The following is a 17,339-nucleotide window of genomic DNA, read 5'->3' on the forward strand; positions in this document are numbered from 1 at the left end:
ATCCTCATTATAACTTATACTGTCTAAATCCATTAATTCTTCCTTTTATAGTGGCACTATGATAATCTCTGTTGGAACTCAATATAAGACCACCTATATTTCTTACAAGTTTTGATGCCATAACCTTTACAAACTTATAATTCTTTCTATAAACTATTTCTTTTTTACAAAGTGCTCCAAAACCTCTTCCATAGTTATAATCTTTTTGATACTTTTCTTTAGATTTAGAATGTTTTTTTGCTGGATGGTAAATTATATCATCTCCAAAGTATTTTCCTTTAAATCCTAAGCTCAATAAATTTAAAACATAATCTATCTCTTCACCAGCACCAAATTCTCCACCAACACCTAATTTTTCATCAAATCTTGTATATTCTTTCTCTTCAAAGTCAACAAAAAAAGTTATAGATGTTATAGTATTTAAAACGTTGGAACTTGTAATATCACAAGTTCCTTCACTCATTTTTTTAAATGCATCTATCTTATTTCTGTCCATAGTCTTACAACTATATAACTTATATTCTTTATTCATTTCGAAAAACTTTATAACTTTTTCTAAGGTATCAAATTCATATTCACAATCATCATCTGGAAATCCTATGATTTGACCTTTAGCTATATCAATGCCTATATTTCTATTATAACTTAATCCTTTTTTATCACTCTTTACATATTTAATGCTTAATCTATTATTATATCTATCAACTATTTTTTTAACTTTATCATTCTCATTTTGGTCCACAACTATAATCTCAAAGTCTTTGTAGGTCTGATTTTCCAAACTTTTCATTAATAAATCTATGTCATCATATCTATTTAATGTTGGCATTACTAAGGATACTAACATTTATACTCTCTCCTAAATTTCATTATTTTCTAAAACTCAGCATCTCTTTAAATGTAAATCTACCTGGATTTTTATTTATAATATGTTTTATCAAAATTAAAATAGTAAAATTATAACCTGCTTCAAGTAATATATTTTCTGCTAATGCATATATTAAAAATATCATTACTATAGCTATATATTTTTTTTGATTATTTTTGATAAATATATCTAATCCTTTGTAAATCAAGTACATAAAAAATACTAAAGATGCAATACCTAAAAGTGCTAATATATAGATGTAAGAACTATCTAATGGATGTGCTAATTTTATAGCCTCATCATACTTATTTCCAAATAAAGTAAAAAGCTTCCCGCTTTCAACTAGATAAGCATGCCAATGTGATGGCCTAGATGCTAATAATTTATTAAAAATAGTCATGCCTGAGAATACAGTTCCTATTGCTATTGAACCAAACAAAAACAGTATTGGTAAAATTTTTATTGAGTTTGCTATAATGGGATGCTTTCTAAAATCTATTGCTCTTAGAAATTCCACAAATATTAATGCTCCTATTATAGTTACAGCACCCGTTCTGCTCATAGTTTGTACATAAACAAATGCAGTTAATATTATCAAGATTATTCTGTCATACTTATTATAATCATCAAATCTTAAGAAAATATAAGCTGCATAAATTGAAAGTGAGAACAAGAACACTGAGTTTGGATTTGCAAATCCAAAAGTCTCTCTAGGTACATAAGTTTCTCCAATCAATCTGTAGTGAGTTTCTGGTACTTGTGCAATATATGGAAATACGTTGCCTAACAGTATGCAGAATATTATAAAAACCAAATTCATCAGTAGATAGCTTTTTACAATATAACTATCATCGATATCTCTTACACTTATTGCAAGAAGTATTATTGCCAGTATTGAACCCTCTCTTGTAAAAACATATAACACACAAGAAATTATAAACAAAACAATCTCTACAATATTATGTTCTTTACGAATAATAAATTGTATAAACAAAAGTCCAATAGAAGCATAAAATAACAAAGATGTAAAGCCACCTATAGGTATATCTGTTCTAAGTATTGATATCATATACTTTCTAAGTAATATAATAAACAAAATAAATGTATAAATATACTTGTTTATCACAATATTTCTATCATCATTTAAAGTCTTCATTTTACTTTCTCCCTTTTAGTTTCGTAAAGTATTACTTGCAAATATTTTACAACACTTCCATATCTTATTTGCACCTGTTAAGTGTTTGCTTTCTAAGAAATAATTTCTCTTTTTAGCCCAACTTTTTCCCCACCAATGTATACCAAAAGTGTTTTCTGTTATACATTCTGGTGTAAAGTCTTCTTTAAATCCAAAAGGATAAAAATATTCTTTATCATAGACACGAATGCCTTCTTCATAATTATTTGGGTCAATCTTCTTATAATTTTTTTCCATAAGATGAGTCATTATCTTTGGTATTGTAAACAATGAAGAAGTAAGTACTTCTTTTTCATAATACTCCAATAAGTCTTTTAAAAAAGGATGTCCTTTTTCTACACCTATTATAGCACCATTTATATATTCTCTATCATCTTCATACCCACAGATTAGCCTATTATTTTCTAAAAGAGGAGTTATATCCTTTAGTATTTGCATATCTGTATCCATATAAACTCCACCTTGTTCATAGAGTACTTTTATTCTTGTATAATCAGATATGAATGCCCAAAGCTTTCTTTTATAACATTCTTCCAAAAACTTATTTCCTTTTATTTCCTTCTCTATATCAAAGTTTTTTTCATTCCACTCTACTATCTCATATTCTGGAAGCTTTTCTTTCCAAGAATTTATACATATATTTTCTATATTTCCTTTTGGACCACCAAACCATACATAATGTATTTTTTTAGGAATCAAATGAACACCTCCTACATATATTCTTGTCTATCTTCTTCTTTTAATTGCTCTACTATCTTTTTAACATCTTGAGCTTTATCTTTTCTACAAACCATAACTGCATCATTTGTAGATACTACTATCAAATCACTAATACCTATTGTTGATATTAATTTGTCATCTGAATATATAATTGAATTTTTAGTGTCTATAGTAATATTTTCACCTCTTTTGATGTTACCTTCATTATCAGTTGGATATATTGCACCTAGAGAATCCCAAGACCCAACATCATTCCACCCAAAATCGCCAGGAACTACTATAACATCATTACTTCTTTCCATAATACCATAATCTATGGAAATTGATTGTATTGTTGGATATATTTCTTTTATTTTTTCTATTTCTTCCTTTGTACCTAAGTAATTGCTGATTTCTTCTAATTTTTCATATACTTTAGGTAAGTACCTCTTAAAATCTTCTAATATTTTAGATACCTTCCATACAAACATTCCACTATTCCATACATATTTTTTAGAGTTTACATATTCTTTAGCAATTTCATAATTTGGCTTTTCTACAAACTCCACTACTTCATATGCAACATTTTCTATTGTGTTTTCTCTATTAAAATTTATGTATCCATATCCTGTTGATGGAAATGTAGGCGTTATACCAATAGTTACTAGTTTATCATTGTTTTCCGCTATATAGATAGCTTTTTCTAATATAGATTTAAATTCTTTTTCATCTTTTATATAATGGTCAGCTGGATATACACACATAACACCATCACCATATTTTTTCATTATGTTAAAAGCTGCAAAACCTATAGCTGCTGCTGTATTTCTGGCACATGGTTCTGGCAATATGTTGCCATCTAAACATTTATCTTTTACTGTATCTTTTAAAGCTTCCAATTGCTTCTCATTAGTTACTATAAATAAATCGTCTTTTTTTGCTAGAGAATCTATTCTGTTTATAGTTTCATTTATTAAAGCATCTTCTCCACTTAAATTTATAAGCTGTTTAGGTACTTCTTGTCTACTAAGTGGCCAGAAACGAGTTCCTCCTCCTCCAGCCATTATGACATTGTATACTTTCATTGTTTATCTCCCCTTAGCTTTTTATATAGAATCCACTACATTTAATATATAAGATATTAAATTTTTCAATTTTAATTCTACATCTTCTTGGTTGTCTGAGTTTGCTCCAAAGTAAAATTTAATTTTAGGTTCTGTACCTGAAGGTCTTATAGCTATCCAAGAACCATCTTCAAGTAAAAATTTAAGTACATCTGATTTAGGTAAATCATCTACTCCATCCTTATAATCCAAAATCTTATCTACTTTTACATCAGCCACATTATCTATTTTAACACTTCTAAAGTAAAGCATCATCTCTTTTATTTTTTTTATTCCATCTATACCTTTTAAAGTAACTGACTTTAATTCTTCCTTATAATATCCAAATTTATTATATGTATCTATCATAGCTTCATACAGGTTCATACCTTTTGAAGAATAATATGCTGCCATTTCACATATCATAAGTGAAGATACAACACCATCTTTATCTCTAGCATGAGTTCCAATTAAGTAACCATAGCTTTCCTCATATCCCATTATAAAGCTTCTATCATTACTTTCTTCAAATTCTTTTATTTTTTCTCCTATAAATTTAAATCCTGTTAAAGTATTTAAACAATCTACATTATAAGCCTTCGCTATTTTTGCACCTAACTCTGATGTAACTATAGTTTTTATTATTGTAGGATTGTTTTTAGGAAGTTTATTTTCTTCAACTAAACTCTCTGTTATATATCTAACTAAAAGTGAGCCAACTTGATTTCCATTTAAGACTATATATTCACCACTTGAATCTTTTACAACAACCCCTACTCTATCACAATCAGGGTCTGTTCCTATTACCAAATCAGTATTATTACTCTTTGCCATTTCAATAGCTATATTAAATGCTGACTTTTCCTCAGGATTAGGATACTTAACTGTTGAAAAATTAGAATCTGGTAATTCTTGTTCCTTAACCACCATCACATTTTCAAATCCACATTCATCTAAGACTCTTCTTACTGGCTTATTTCCAGTTCCATGAATAGGTGTATATATTATTTTTAATTTTTTACCATATTCATTTATTATATTTTGTCTTAACACTTGCTTCTTAACAGCTTTTATAAATTCGTCATCTACTTCATTATCTAATATAGTTATTAAATTTTTAGATAAAGCTTCTTCAAAATCTAAACTCTTAATAACACTGTAATCATCAATCTTATTGACTTCTGCTATTATATCATTTGCCATATCTATACAGATTTGACCCCCATCTGAGTCATATACCTTATATCCATTGTACTCTTTAGGATTGTGACTTGCTGTTATTACTACGCCCATAGCACACTTTAAGTATCTAACAACAAAAGAAAGTTCTGGTGTAGGCTTTAATTCTTCAAAAATATAAGCCTTTACACCATAAGCACTTAGAGTCTTTGCTACTTCTATACAAAACTCTCTCGACATGTATCTACTATCATGTGCTATAACTATTCCCTTTTGTTTTCCTTCTTCTCCTTGAGTCTTTATGATATAATTTAAAACTCCAAGTGTCGCACGTCTAACAGTATAAATATTGATTCTATTAGTTCCCGCTCCTATTATACCTCTTAAACCACCTGTTCCAAACTCTAAGTTTTTGTAGAATCTATCTTGTATTTCTTTTTCATCATCTTTTATGCTTAATAGCTCATTTTTCGTTTGTTCATCAAAATAAGGAGAATTTAACCACATTTCATAATTATTCTTATAATCCATATTTTCATCCTTTCTGACTTTATTTTAATTTTCTAATGTAAGTGTCTATCTTTTAAGTAGTTTTTGTTTTCCTTTTCTTAAAAATTCAAAAGCTAAGTCCATCTCTTCTACTTTAAATAAAACTATCAATATCGTATATACAGAAGCTCCACCTAATACTCCTACTCCAACTGATATGATTTCTTTAATTGTTCCCACACCCATAAATGCATATAGGTTATTATATATTAATAAAGTGACTACTGCCATTACTCCTGATGCTACCAAACTTTTTAGACCAGTCTTTATAATTTTATCTCCTCCAAAATATCCATTTTTCTTTTTAAGAGATATAAACAATAATATAACTGTAATTATATTTGAAGTACTAGTGGATATAGCAATACCTGCATGCCCAAGTGGTCTTATTAATATTAAATTAAGAACTATATTTATTATTAAAGCTATACTTCCATTTATCATTGGTGTCTTTGTATCTGCAAGAGAGTAAAATGCCCTATATAAAACATCTCTTACTCCACACGCTAATAAACCTAGTGAATATAATCTAAGTGCTATAGATGTAAGGTCTGTTGATAATGCGTCGAATTTACCTCTTTGGAATAAGATTCTAACTAAAGGTTCTGCTAATATGATAGCTCCAATAGATATAGGAAGCACCACCAATATGATACAGTTGGATGATTTTACAATAGTACTTATAAATCCTTCTTTATTATCTTTACCTGACATCTTTGCTAGCTTAGGATATATAACTGTTATTATTGATGTTACGAATAATGCCATAACAAACTCATTTAGTCTATTTGCATAGTTAAGAGCTGACAACTTTCCATCCCCTAAAGTCGTTGCCAATAACCTGTCGACAAATATATTTAACTGTCCAACAGCTACCCCTATTAACATAGGTAATACTAGATTAACTAATTCTTTTATAGACTCATCCTTAAAATTTATATATGGCTTATACTTGTAAGACTTCTTAAACGCAAATGGCAACTGAAATAATAGTTGACTTGCCATAGCAAGTAGCGCTCCTGCTGGTAGTATCCATACATTTTTACCTGCACTTAATGCTATTGCTGCTATTATTATAATATTATATGGAATTCCTATAAGACCAGGAATTACGAAACTGTCATTCACCTGTAAAAATGAACTAAATATTTTACTTCCACTCAGGAACAGAACTCCTGAAATCATTATTTTAGTAAATAGTATTGCTGCTTGGAACTTAGCCGGGTCATTTCTAAATCCTGCTGCAAATACTGTAACAAATTGCTCTGTAAATAAAAGCCCAAGAATAGCTATTATTATAGCCATTATATAGCATATATTTAAAACATTATTAGTAAATTTTAAAGCACCTTCATCTCCAAGTCTTTTCTTTGTTTCAAAGTACATAGGTATATAAGTTGTAGCAATTGCAGAGCCTATGACTGCTATGATTAAACCAGGTATATTTAATGTTAATACAAATACGTCTGCATACATACCTGTCCCATAGAAATTTGCAAGTACAAGTTCTCTAAGGAAACCTAATACTTTTGAAAACATAGTGGCTGCCATAATCCACAATGCTGCTTTAGCTGTTTTTGACATTTTCTTTCTCCTTATCTATTTAAACTCTAAAAGTAGAACTTTTAAAACTGCTTATAAACATTATTCTGATTAAATAAATTTAACCTATGAAAAGCTTCCTTATAAATTAAAGACTATCTTGAATCATATCTAAGTGCCCTAAATGTAATCAATAGTAATAATAATATTAATATTATAGAAGATAAAAATGTTAGATTAAATATATTCTTTAATAGGCTATAATTCCCTACTGTATATCCAACTTCAATTACATCATTTATATTACTATTTTTCAAAAACTTATCTTGTGTATGACTTAAATTATCACTACAAATCAGTATTGGCATATTTTCTTTAGCTGATACTACTCCTAAAGAAATATATTCGTTTGCATCTGCTCTACTACCAAAATCTAAACTAGCAGTATAGATTTTCTTTACATCTTTTTCATCATAAAATTTTTTTATTAAATCAACATTTGTATCTGACTTATTTATTTGTTTTATTCCTTCTATATTCTTTAAGCTAGAATCAATATCTGAAATAAATTTTTCTGAATCACCTAATGCATATATTTTTTCAAGGTTCTTACCTTTTAAGAACTCAATCTGATTTTCAAAACTTTCATCTTTAGCCCATATTATTGGCATTCCATTTTTAGCTGCATAAGAATACACAGATATGGCATTTTCTAATCCTGCAGTTGAGCTAAGTAAAAATGCTTTATCAAATCCTACTGTTCTATACATTTCTCTAGCTATCTTCAAGGATGTATCATATCTGTCTTTCCCTCTTATTCTTTCTACTTTCATTCCCATTCTTTCTATATTACGTTCAGCATCTTTAGATACTGCATTTAAGCCACCTATTATCGTAACCTTATCTGTACCTAGTTCTTTTAAATAATTTCTTGTTAATCTACCAAGATTTGTGCTCTTAGTTACAACTATTGGGGCATTTCTTGCATATGCTAAAGGGGTTGCACTTATACTATCTACAATTGAATCTTCATTTACAAGAATTACTTCTTTGGAATTCTTAAATACACGTTTATTTAGCTCTGTAGAAATCTCTGGTATACTTCCTTCTATCAACTCTTTTTTAGGCTTTGTATCTGCAAATACTCCTATTGTAGAAATAGAGATTAACAAAACTAAAGACAATATAGTAGAAATTTTTTTAATCATAAGTTCTCATTCCTTTTCTTCTTTGTATTTTTTGACAATAAAAAAGCTCTTTTTTAAAGAGCTTTTTCATTGATTAGTAATCTAATATTTTAAAATTATCTAGCTCCATCTCCTGTCAATACTACTTTAACAGTTTTAAAGAGTATCTTAAAGTCAAGTAATATACTCCTATTTTTTATATAGTAAATATCTTCTTTAAGTTTTTCTTCAGGAGTGATTTCGTATCCACCATTTACTTGTGCCCAACCTGTAAGTCCAGGTTTTATAGCAAGCCTGTTGATAAATCCAGGTATTTCCTCATTAAATTGAACAGTAAAGTTTGGTCTTTCTGGCCTAGGGCCTATTAAGCCCATGTCCCCCTTTAATATATTAAACAGCTGTGGAATCTCATCAATTCTAGTTTTCCTAATAAACTTTCCAACCTTAGTTATTCTAGGATCATCTTTTTCAGCCCATTGTGCGCCAAATTTTTCTGCGTCTGTTCTCATAGATCTTAATTTATATATATAGAATCTTCTTCCGCATTTTCCTAGTCTTTCTTGCTTATAAGTTATTGGTCCTTTGTCCTCTATTTTAATAAGAATTCCAAATATTGCTATTAAAGGTAAACCTATCACAAGTCCTATTATAGATAAAACTAAATCCATAATTCTCTGGTACAAGTCAAATAAAACTGTTCCTTTTACTATGCTATAGTCAATCTCGCTTGCAATTTCCTTATCTGCCCCTGGATAGCTTTTAACTTTAGGTATTTCACATTCATCATTAGTATATCCAGACATAGTTACCTCCATATTGGAATAAAAATTTTTTTAATTCTTAATTTCAACTTATTTCTATCTTATTTTTGACTTATTTCTATATTATACTCAATAATGAGCAGATTATCAATACAATAAACGTCATTGTAAACAATTTGATTCTTTACAAAAATATATCATCCCTTGTTATATTTTACATTATAACAGGAGATGATATATTTTGCTTTAATATTTTTTGTTTTACTTTACAGATTCTTCTATTCCTATTCCAATTTGAGTTCCCATTGTTTTTACTTTTTCAGAAGTATTTAACTTATCCATATCGCTCTTATTGTCTATAAATGCACATTCGACAAGTATTGCTGGGTAATTATTGTTTCTTAAAACATATAGGTAATCATTTCCATTTGCAAGTGTTCTTGTTTTAATTCCTCTATTTTGCATGTTAAATTTTTCTAATATTCTTTTTAATATATTTGATGCAGCAGTCTTAGTTTTCCCACCATTTTTATCTTTTACTTTATAAAAAATTTCTACACCATTACCTGCACCATTAGATGCATTGTAATGTATACTTGTAAATAAATCTGGTTTTATAGTATTTGATAAAGTTGTTCTTTCTCCTAGAGCCATTGTTTTATCTGTATCTCTAGTCATAACAACATTTACACCTTTTGAACGTAAATATTCAGTAGTTGCTAACGCTGTATCAAGAGTATATTTCTTTTCTTGTGCTCCACCATTTAATCCACTTGTTGCTCCTGAATCAGAACCCCCATGACCTGGGTCAATCACTACAGTTTTTCCTGCAGCATCTCCTGGGTTTTCTGGCTCTGTAGGTGAATTATGTTTTGATAGACTAGATGCTATAGAACTTATAACACTATCCTTCATTCCATCACCTATTTGATATACTGTTCCTGCTGTTTTTTCTGATAAATTTGTAGTATGGTATGCAGAAACATAAGTTTTTGGAGTTATAAGTATAGGAGCTTTTAATTTGGCCGCTAAAGGTCCAGCTGTTATTGAGTCAACTATTATGTCAGATTTTGCAACTAACATTGCACTCAACTCTTGGTCTGGATAGAAAGTCTTAATTACATTTGCATTTGTTTCATGTCTATCTGCACCAGAAACTCTATTTTTTGAAGCTCCATTTTTTGCTATTTTAGATATTTGGTCTATAAGTTTTGATGATAAGCTTTGGCTACCACCTATATAATAAGCTTCCTCTAGACCTTGTGAAGATAACCAATCATATGTACTTTGTGGTACAGAATCTTTATTAGATAATATTATAGGTTGTTGGTCTTCACCTGCTTTTGGTGAAATGTTAAGAGCATCATATTCACCAGCATAACCATTTGCTATGTATATTTTATTAACATCATGGTACTTATCTATTTCTTTTGCTATAAGTAAAGATGTTTCGTGTCTATCAACACCACCAATACGAGTTACATTCACATCTACAGCAGATTTAATTTGAGATACTGCCTTTTGTGAAACTGAACCATCATCACCAATGATTATTACATCACTTGGATTTAGACGTTTTAATTCTGCCTTTGTACTTTCTGGTATATCATCTTTATTTGCAAGTAATATTGGTGCATCATAAGTAGAAGCAAGTGGAGTAGCTGTTATTCCGTCTGCTGCCAGTTCTCCATTAACTATTACAACCTTATTAGCTCCATCTTTCCAACCTTGTTTACTTATCTCAACAGCAGTTTCAAATCTAGTAGCTCCTGCAAGTTTTTTTACTGGTGCAGAAGTTTTTCTTATATATTCATTTACTGCTTTTGTTGAATTTGCATCACTTATTATAAATTCTTGTGTAACATCATAATCTTTAAGATTTAATCCCATAGATTCTAAATCTTCTTTGTTTAAAACTTTTTGCTCATCTTTACCATTTACTTTTATGCTTTGAAGTTCCCATACATTTAAGTATTCTGGGTCTTTATTATAATTTATTACACCTTCATATGTATCTGTCTTTTCATTGTAATTTAAAGTAGCTTCAAGTGGCATATCATAACACATAAAATTTAATGTTATCGAATCAGCATTTAATTTTTCTTTAAACTTTACACTTGCATTCGATTTACTTCCTAACACTACACTTTTTCTTTGTAAATTTATATTAATATCTGAATTAGATTCTGTATTTGCAGTAGTATTTTCCGCTGCTAAAGCCACGTTTGGTGCCACCATTGCTATAGACAACATTCCTGTTGCTAATAATTTTGTACTCTTTTTCATTATATCCCCCCTAGATTTTTAAACCTTTAAATCTTTTTTTAATTCGTCTTGAACTTGTTTTATATTACATAAATTCAATATTATGTAAATCTTTTTTCATTATAGCACAAAAGATTACAAATTGTAATCTTTTTGTAATCTTTTATGGCATGATTTTTAAATTTTATCTAGAGGAAACTTGTATTATATCTGATACTTTCTGTATATTTAAACAAAAACAAAGAAATTCCTGTCTAAAAAAACATCACACTAAATTTTGATAAATACTTTTTTCTTATACATAATGGACATTACTATAACCCAGAATAAGACATACAAGAAAGAAAATACTAGCGAATCCCAAGTTGTACCTGCCCAAGGTGTTATAAGTTCATATGTAACCCACTCTACCAAAGTAGTTGGATAATTGACTTTATCTGTAAGTTTTGGAAGATTCCAAAAAACATGGCTTAGTATCTCAAGACACATATATGTAAAAATCGGGCTACTACCAAGTGCTATTATTGGTGTGAATATTTTACTCTTATTTTTGATGTCGCATATGAAATAAAATATTGCCAGTAATATACCATAACTTCCAGCCATTAAAAGTACAAATGAGCTAGACCATAATCTCTTATTAAATGGAAAATATTGATTAAAGATAAAAGCACATATTAGCAAAATAATACTCATAACTAATATTTTAAAGAATTTTTTGTATTCTCCTATGTTTTCTTTTAAAAGTACACATCCCATAATACAACCCAACATACCTGAAGAAATTGCTACTATACTAGTTAGGAATCCATCTGGTTCAAAATCTGGTTTGTATAAATGACCTTTAAAAAAATGGAAATCCACCAATTGTGCAAGAGAACCTTCTAACTCGAATCCATATGGTTTTGCAACTACATAATAACCTATTATTATAAATGCAGATATACATAAGAATATAATTATTGTCATAGTACTTCCTACATTTAATTTTTTTAATAGTAAGTATACTAAACTAGTTACAAAATAAACTAGTCCCATACGTTGAAGTACTCCAAGTATTCTCACAGTACTTAAGTCGTGATTTCCTAGGTAATTTAAGAAAAATCCAAATAATATAAGTAAAATACTTCTCTTAAATATACTGAGTATTATGCTTAATGTAGACTTATTGTTTTTTAGTTTACTATTTATTGATATTGGAATTGTAACCCCTAAAGATATAACAAAAAAAGGAAATGCAAAATCTGCAAGTGTTACACCATGCCATATAGCATGTCTTAGCTGAGGATACATTCTCATCCAAGTTCCAGGATTATTGCAAACTATCATGAGGGCTATTGATAGCCCTCTTATTATATCTATTGATTTAACTCTGTTTTTCATAATTTTTGTATCTAATTTACCTTCAAATCCACTCTCCATATTACCTCCCCCAAGATTTAACTGTATATTTAGCTTTAGCTATGAATCTATATAACTATATATCTTCACATATAGGTCTAAAATATAGCTTTCTTAAATATACATCTTTTTAATTAAGAAACTTCTTTAGAAATCCAAGTTTATCTAATATATCTTGTATCTTATTAATTTTCTGGCTTATAGAATCTATAGTTTTTTCTATTGAATCAACCTTAGCCTCTAAATCCTCAACCTGATTTACTTTTTTATCTATAGTTCCATGATTAGTAATGTCACTGTTAGATGAGTTATCTATAAGCTTTCCTATATAACCATCATTAATTAATTTTGTATCATTAGCAGATGCCAATATCATCATTGTTTCTATATCTGAATTTCTAGTATTTTCTATAACTCTACCATTTTTGTCACGAACTGACAATATAGTTATTGTATCATGATTATTAAATCCACCTTCTCCAATATTTCTAACTATAACATTTACTAAAGTAGCATAGTTATTTACTTCACCATTAGGCATATCTACTGTAACCGTTTTTGAGCAATCGCCTTTTATGTTAATAGTTATTGGCTTATTTGTTACCATTCTAAAAGCTTCATTTACAGTATCCTCTTTTGGATTAAAGTTTATAATATCATTAGGACTTGCAATATTTATCATATCAGTTAATTCTTCAACAGTTTTTGCCTCAAAAACAGTCTTATCTTGTATACTCTTAATCTCATCAAAAGCTTCTTCATTTCCATTTCCACCAACTTGTGTTACAGTGCTTAATTTTTTCGTACTAAGTACATCTCTCTGCTTTGTATTTAGTTTATCTCCAACTAAAACAACTGGTGACTCATTTCTAGCTGCTAATACTCCAACTGCTAATGAATCTATAAGCTGATTTTCATTTTTACTTCCATCCTTAGTAACATATAGATTACTTAAACTTGTATCAGTATAAAACTTTTCTACTACTTTGGCATTAGTTTCATTTCTATCTTTTCCACTCAATCTTTCTGCATTAGGAAGGGTCTTTTCTATAGCTCTTGATACAGAATTTGTACCTCCTATTACATATGCCTTTATAACTTTTTCATCTTTTATAAATTTTTCAAATGGTTCTACTCCATCTTTGGGACTAGATAATATTATAGGCATGTTGTTTTGAGCAGATGGTGCTCCAACACTAACAGCATCACTTAGACCTTTTTCTCCATTTACTACAGCCACTTCCTTAACATCTTTTATGTCTTTCAATTTATTAGCCAAAATCAATGAAGTTTCATATCTATCATTACCACTAATTCTTTCTACATTAAATCCTTCACTTTTCAATTGATTTTCTATATCTTTACTTAAAACAGTAGTACCACCTATCAAATAAATGTCCTTAGCTCCTAGACGTTTTATCTCTGCTTTAGTTCTATCATCCAACTTATTATCTTCTGTTAAAAGTATTGGTGCCCCTTTAACTTTTGCAAATGGTGTAGCCGAAAGAGCATCTGCTAATGACTTATCATTAACTAGTACTACATTAGTGCTCGAGCTATACGCCTTTTGACTTATCTTTACAGCAGTTTCATATCTTCCATTACCTATTATTTTTTCCTCTGTAAGTGCATATGATGAAGTTATAGAAATGCTACTTAAAGTAAGCGCTATTGTTAATGTTGTTAAAATAGTTTTTGGTGCTTTCATTATCATTTCCCCCTTATTTTGTTTAAAATCTTACTATATTTATATTATAAAATATCTTTACACTATTTTACAGTTTAAATTTATTACATTTTTCCTCACTCAATAAAAAAAGAGCTATCTCAAAATAGAGATAAACCTCTTTTTCATTGTTGAAATGCTAAAAATATATTTTATTTCATACAAAAAGAGTGCCTCATGAACTAAAAAGTTCATTTTGAGACACTCCATTTTGTTACTTTATATCTATAAACTTATATTAAATATTTTCTAATAATAAAATGTATAGCTTTACTATCTTTATATTTATTATTTTCCTAAAAGACTATTTAATTCATTAAAAGCACTTTCATTTCCATTTCCACCAACTCTAATAGGAGTTTCTATTTTCTTAGATTTAAGAACATTCTTTTGACTTTCATCTAATTTATTTCCAACTAGAACTACTGGTGAATCAGTTTTAGCACCTAATGCTCCTACTGCTAGTCCATCTATTAAGTCACCTTGACTTTTTGAACCATCTTTAACAACAAAAGCATATTTTAAATCTGAATTAGTATAGAATTTGTCTATTATCTTAGCATTAGTTTCATTTCTATTACTTCCTGCAAGTCTTGTTGGATTTGAAAGCTTGCTTTCTAAGTTTGATGATAAAGTAGCTGTACCACCAATTATATAAGATTTAGTTATTTTTGATGAATTTAAAAACTCATCAGCACCTTGTAACTCACTCTTTTCATTAGTAAGTATTATTGGCATATTGTTGTCAGCTGCTGCTGCACCAACACTTATTGCATCTGCGAGCCCATTGACACCATTTGCCACTGCAACTTGTGAAACAGATTTTATACTGTTTAGTTTTTCAGCTAGAGATATACTAGTCTTGTATCTATCACTACCAGAAATTCTTTCTACTGATATACCCATATTACTAAGTTGAGTTTGTACATTCTTACTTAAAGAATTCTCTCCACCTATTAGATAAACTTTTTTAGTTCCTAATCTTTGTAATTCTGATTTAGTTTTTGAATCTAAGCTATCTTTTCCTGTTAAAAGGATTGGAGAATCAATTGCTGCTGTAAATGGTGTAGCTGTTAAAGCATCCACTATTGCATTTCCATTTACTAGTACTGCATTTTGAGAAGAAGTCCATCCTTTTTGACTAACTTTAATTGCTGTTTCATATCTGTCAGCTCCAGTTAAAGATTCTCCTGAAGTAGCCTGTCCAGAAGATGTTTTTGTTATAGCTTTTATAACAAAGTTGCAAGGAGAAAATTCACTGTATGTATTTATATCTTCAAATTTATTGTTTTGAAGTATGTAACTTTCACCTAAGTTTGCTTTAGCTTCATATAGATAGTATCCATCTATGTTAGTTTCATATGCTAAAGTTGATTTTTCTCTATTAGGATTTGCTGTGTTATCTATAACTACTACTATTGCACCTTTCCCTTTTGGAAGGTTATAAGAGTTAGTAGACACATTTATGTATCCAGAGTATGATACTGTTCCATTTGCAAGTTTTGTCATTGAGTTATTTTGAGGAACTCCATTTACTACTGGTGCATAATATACTTCGTATTTTGCTCCTACAGAGTCTGTTTCAAACATAACTGAGTCAAGTTTTTCAGAGTCTCTGCTGAAATCAAATACATTTGCTGCTGTTACTTTATTTGACATTATCTTACTAAGACCAGCATATTCAAGTTGGTACATTTTTTTGTCACTGTCTGGTTTTGATACTGATTTCATTGCATAGTTATCTGTATCTGTTAAAATAGTTTTGTCTTCATAAGAAATCCAGAAGAATCCTTTCATAGAGTTGAATTCTCCCCAGCTACTTTTTACTAACCAAGCTCCATTTGATTCTGGCTTAGCATCAGAAGCAAAGTTATCTTTTGAATAATTATCATCCCATCCTACTATGGCTACTGAGTGATTTAAAGGCATACTTCTGTTATTACAATTGTAAGCAGTTTCATCACTATTAAAATATCTTGAATAATGTGCGTATCCAGATGTAACTGCACCATACTGCATTATTGCATTTTTTACAGTATTTTTATCTTTATTAAGACGAACAACATCTGTAACATTAAATTGTGTAGATGCAGTATCCATGTTTGAAGGTCTAGTTGCACCTTGTTCTTCAGATTTAAGATTATATGGTATATCTTTTTCTAGCTTAGGACCTGCCCATGCAGTTAAATATCCTATAGCTGTTACATTTGAGCTACCTGACATATCGTCTAAGTTCCACCCATATGTTCCACCAGTTGACCACCATCTAAAGTGTTCTTCTGAAAGGTCATAAGTTCCATAACCTTTTAACTTTAAGTATGATTCTAAAGTTGACATACTAGAAAATGCCCAGCATGTATTAAGATTTCCCTGATTTTTTGCTGGTGTTGTCAATCCTGAGTTTATTGGATTGTATGATGCACTCGATTTGTATGATGATGGAAGAGTGCTTCTTCCCTTATTTTGAAGTATTGTACCTTCCATTTCATGTGGAACTGGTATTACTCCATTATATTTTGCTGTGTCTCCATTTTTAACATCTTCTAGATATTGAAGATACGCTTCAGAGTATTCTGCAGTTTCTACTCCATCTAGTGTTTTTTTGTTTTCTGCTGATACAGGTACTGTTGACACTATTAAAAAGCAAACTGTCAACAATGCCAGTAGCTTTGACAATCTTTTTGATTTGTACTTTCTCATATTTACCCCCTTGTATGTATTTAATTTTTATTATATCAGATTTCTAAATCGAGGTCATATTTTATTTTGATAAAATATGGATTATAAGTTCATATTAATTATAGAATATTATAGTTTTATTTTTATAATAACTTAAAATATATTGATTTGTTAATCTTGGAGTA

The 17,339-nt window shown here is 29.3% G+C and carries 12 protein-coding genes; all 12 read right to left on the bottom strand.

The features are described from left to right. Window positions 1–7: 7 nt before the first annotated feature. The 12 genes from ACTG46_RS15245 to ACTG46_RS15300 all read right to left on the bottom strand — a co-directional run bounded on the left by ACTG46_RS15245 (window position 8) and on the right by ACTG46_RS15300 (window position 17,175). The gene (locus ACTG46_RS15245; RefSeq protein WP_479923105.1) at window positions 8–847 is read right to left on the bottom strand and encodes a glycosyltransferase family 2 protein; all 840 of its coding nucleotides are present in this window, start codon (window positions 845–847) and stop codon (window positions 8–10) included. 22 nt (window positions 848–869) lie between these two features. Continuing rightward, window positions 870–2,024 (bottom strand): polysaccharide polymerase, encoded by a 1,155-nt coding sequence (locus ACTG46_RS15250; protein WP_219672926.1) that lies wholly within the window; start codon window positions 2,022–2,024, stop codon window positions 870–872. A gap of 15 nt (window positions 2,025–2,039) precedes the next feature. Then, the gene (locus tag ACTG46_RS15255) at window positions 2,040–2,762 is read right to left on the bottom strand and encodes a glycosyltransferase (RefSeq protein ID WP_054271355.1); all 723 of its coding nucleotides are present in this window, start codon (window positions 2,760–2,762) and stop codon (window positions 2,040–2,042) included. 11 nt (window positions 2,763–2,773) lie between these two features. Beyond that, window positions 2,774–3,847 (bottom strand): mannose-1-phosphate guanylyltransferase, encoded by a 1,074-nt coding sequence (locus tag ACTG46_RS15260; RefSeq protein WP_054271356.1) that lies wholly within the window; start codon window positions 3,845–3,847, stop codon window positions 2,774–2,776. Between the two features lie 21 nt (window positions 3,848–3,868). Next, the gene (locus ACTG46_RS15265; protein WP_219672925.1) at window positions 3,869–5,575 is read right to left on the bottom strand and encodes a phospho-sugar mutase; all 1,707 of its coding nucleotides are present in this window, start codon (window positions 5,573–5,575) and stop codon (window positions 3,869–3,871) included. Window positions 5,576–5,620: 45 nt separating this feature from the next. After that, complete coding sequence (gene murJ, locus ACTG46_RS15270; protein ID WP_219672924.1) at window positions 5,621–7,177, bottom strand: murein biosynthesis integral membrane protein MurJ; 1,557 nt, start codon at window positions 7,175–7,177, stop codon at window positions 5,621–5,623. A 113-nt stretch (window positions 7,178–7,290) separates the two neighbouring features. Then, the gene (locus ACTG46_RS15275; protein WP_479923106.1) at window positions 7,291–8,343 is read right to left on the bottom strand and encodes a cell wall-binding repeat-containing protein; all 1,053 of its coding nucleotides are present in this window, start codon (window positions 8,341–8,343) and stop codon (window positions 7,291–7,293) included. Between the two features lie 95 nt (window positions 8,344–8,438). Continuing rightward, a complete protein-coding gene (locus ACTG46_RS15280) occupies window positions 8,439–9,125 on the bottom strand; it encodes a sugar transferase (protein WP_021385677.1) in 687 nt (228 codons plus the stop codon). A 219-nt stretch (window positions 9,126–9,344) separates the two neighbouring features. Further along, entirely contained in the window at window positions 9,345–11,369 is a 2,025-nt protein-coding gene (locus ACTG46_RS15285; RefSeq protein WP_479923107.1) for an N-acetylmuramoyl-L-alanine amidase, read from the bottom strand. 249 nt (window positions 11,370–11,618) lie between these two features. Beyond that, complete coding sequence (locus ACTG46_RS15290) at window positions 11,619–12,770, bottom strand: acyltransferase family protein (RefSeq protein WP_479923108.1); 1,152 nt, start codon at window positions 12,768–12,770, stop codon at window positions 11,619–11,621. A gap of 109 nt (window positions 12,771–12,879) precedes the next feature. Next, the gene (locus tag ACTG46_RS15295) at window positions 12,880–14,457 is read right to left on the bottom strand and encodes a cell wall-binding repeat-containing protein (RefSeq protein ID WP_479923109.1); all 1,578 of its coding nucleotides are present in this window, start codon (window positions 14,455–14,457) and stop codon (window positions 12,880–12,882) included. A 306-nt stretch (window positions 14,458–14,763) separates the two neighbouring features. Continuing rightward, window positions 14,764–17,175: a cell wall-binding cysteine protease Cwp84 gene (locus ACTG46_RS15300; protein ID WP_479923110.1), complete on the bottom strand. Its 2,412-nt coding sequence runs from the start codon at window positions 17,173–17,175 to the stop codon at window positions 14,764–14,766. Between the last annotated feature and the right edge of the window lie 164 nt (window positions 17,176–17,339).

The sequence above is a fragment of the Clostridioides sp. LIBA-7678 genome, assembly GCF_056716065.1.

Excerpts from the sequence above, each read along its gene's own strand:
- ACTG46_RS15245 (WP_479923105.1), bottom strand. The coding sequence starts at position 847 with ATGTTAGTATCCTTAGTAATGCCAACATTAAATAGATATGATGACATA.
- ACTG46_RS15250 (WP_219672926.1), bottom strand. The coding sequence starts at position 2,024 with ATGAAGACTTTAAATGATGATAGAAATATTGTGATAAACAAGTATATT.
- ACTG46_RS15260 (WP_054271356.1), bottom strand. The coding sequence starts at position 3,847 with ATGAAAGTATACAATGTCATAATGGCTGGAGGAGGAGGAACTCGTTTC.
- ACTG46_RS15265 (WP_219672925.1), bottom strand. The coding sequence starts at position 5,575 with ATGGATTATAAGAATAATTATGAAATGTGGTTAAATTCTCCTTATTTT.
- murJ (WP_219672924.1), bottom strand. The coding sequence starts at position 7,177 with ATGTCAAAAACAGCTAAAGCAGCATTGTGGATTATGGCAGCCACTATG.
- ACTG46_RS15275 (WP_479923106.1), bottom strand. The coding sequence starts at position 8,343 with ATGATTAAAAAAATTTCTACTATATTGTCTTTAGTTTTGTTAATCTCT.
- ACTG46_RS15280 (WP_021385677.1), bottom strand. The coding sequence starts at position 9,125 with ATGTCTGGATATACTAATGATGAATGTGAAATACCTAAAGTTAAAAGC.
- ACTG46_RS15285 (WP_479923107.1), bottom strand. The coding sequence starts at position 11,369 with ATGAAAAAGAGTACAAAATTATTAGCAACAGGAATGTTGTCTATAGCA.
- ACTG46_RS15290 (WP_479923108.1), bottom strand. The coding sequence starts at position 12,770 with ATGGAGAGTGGATTTGAAGGTAAATTAGATACAAAAATTATGAAAAAC.
- ACTG46_RS15295 (WP_479923109.1), bottom strand. The coding sequence starts at position 14,457 with ATGAAAGCACCAAAAACTATTTTAACAACATTAACAATAGCGCTTACT.
- ACTG46_RS15300 (WP_479923110.1), bottom strand. The coding sequence starts at position 17,175 with ATGAGAAAGTACAAATCAAAAAGATTGTCAAAGCTACTGGCATTGTTG.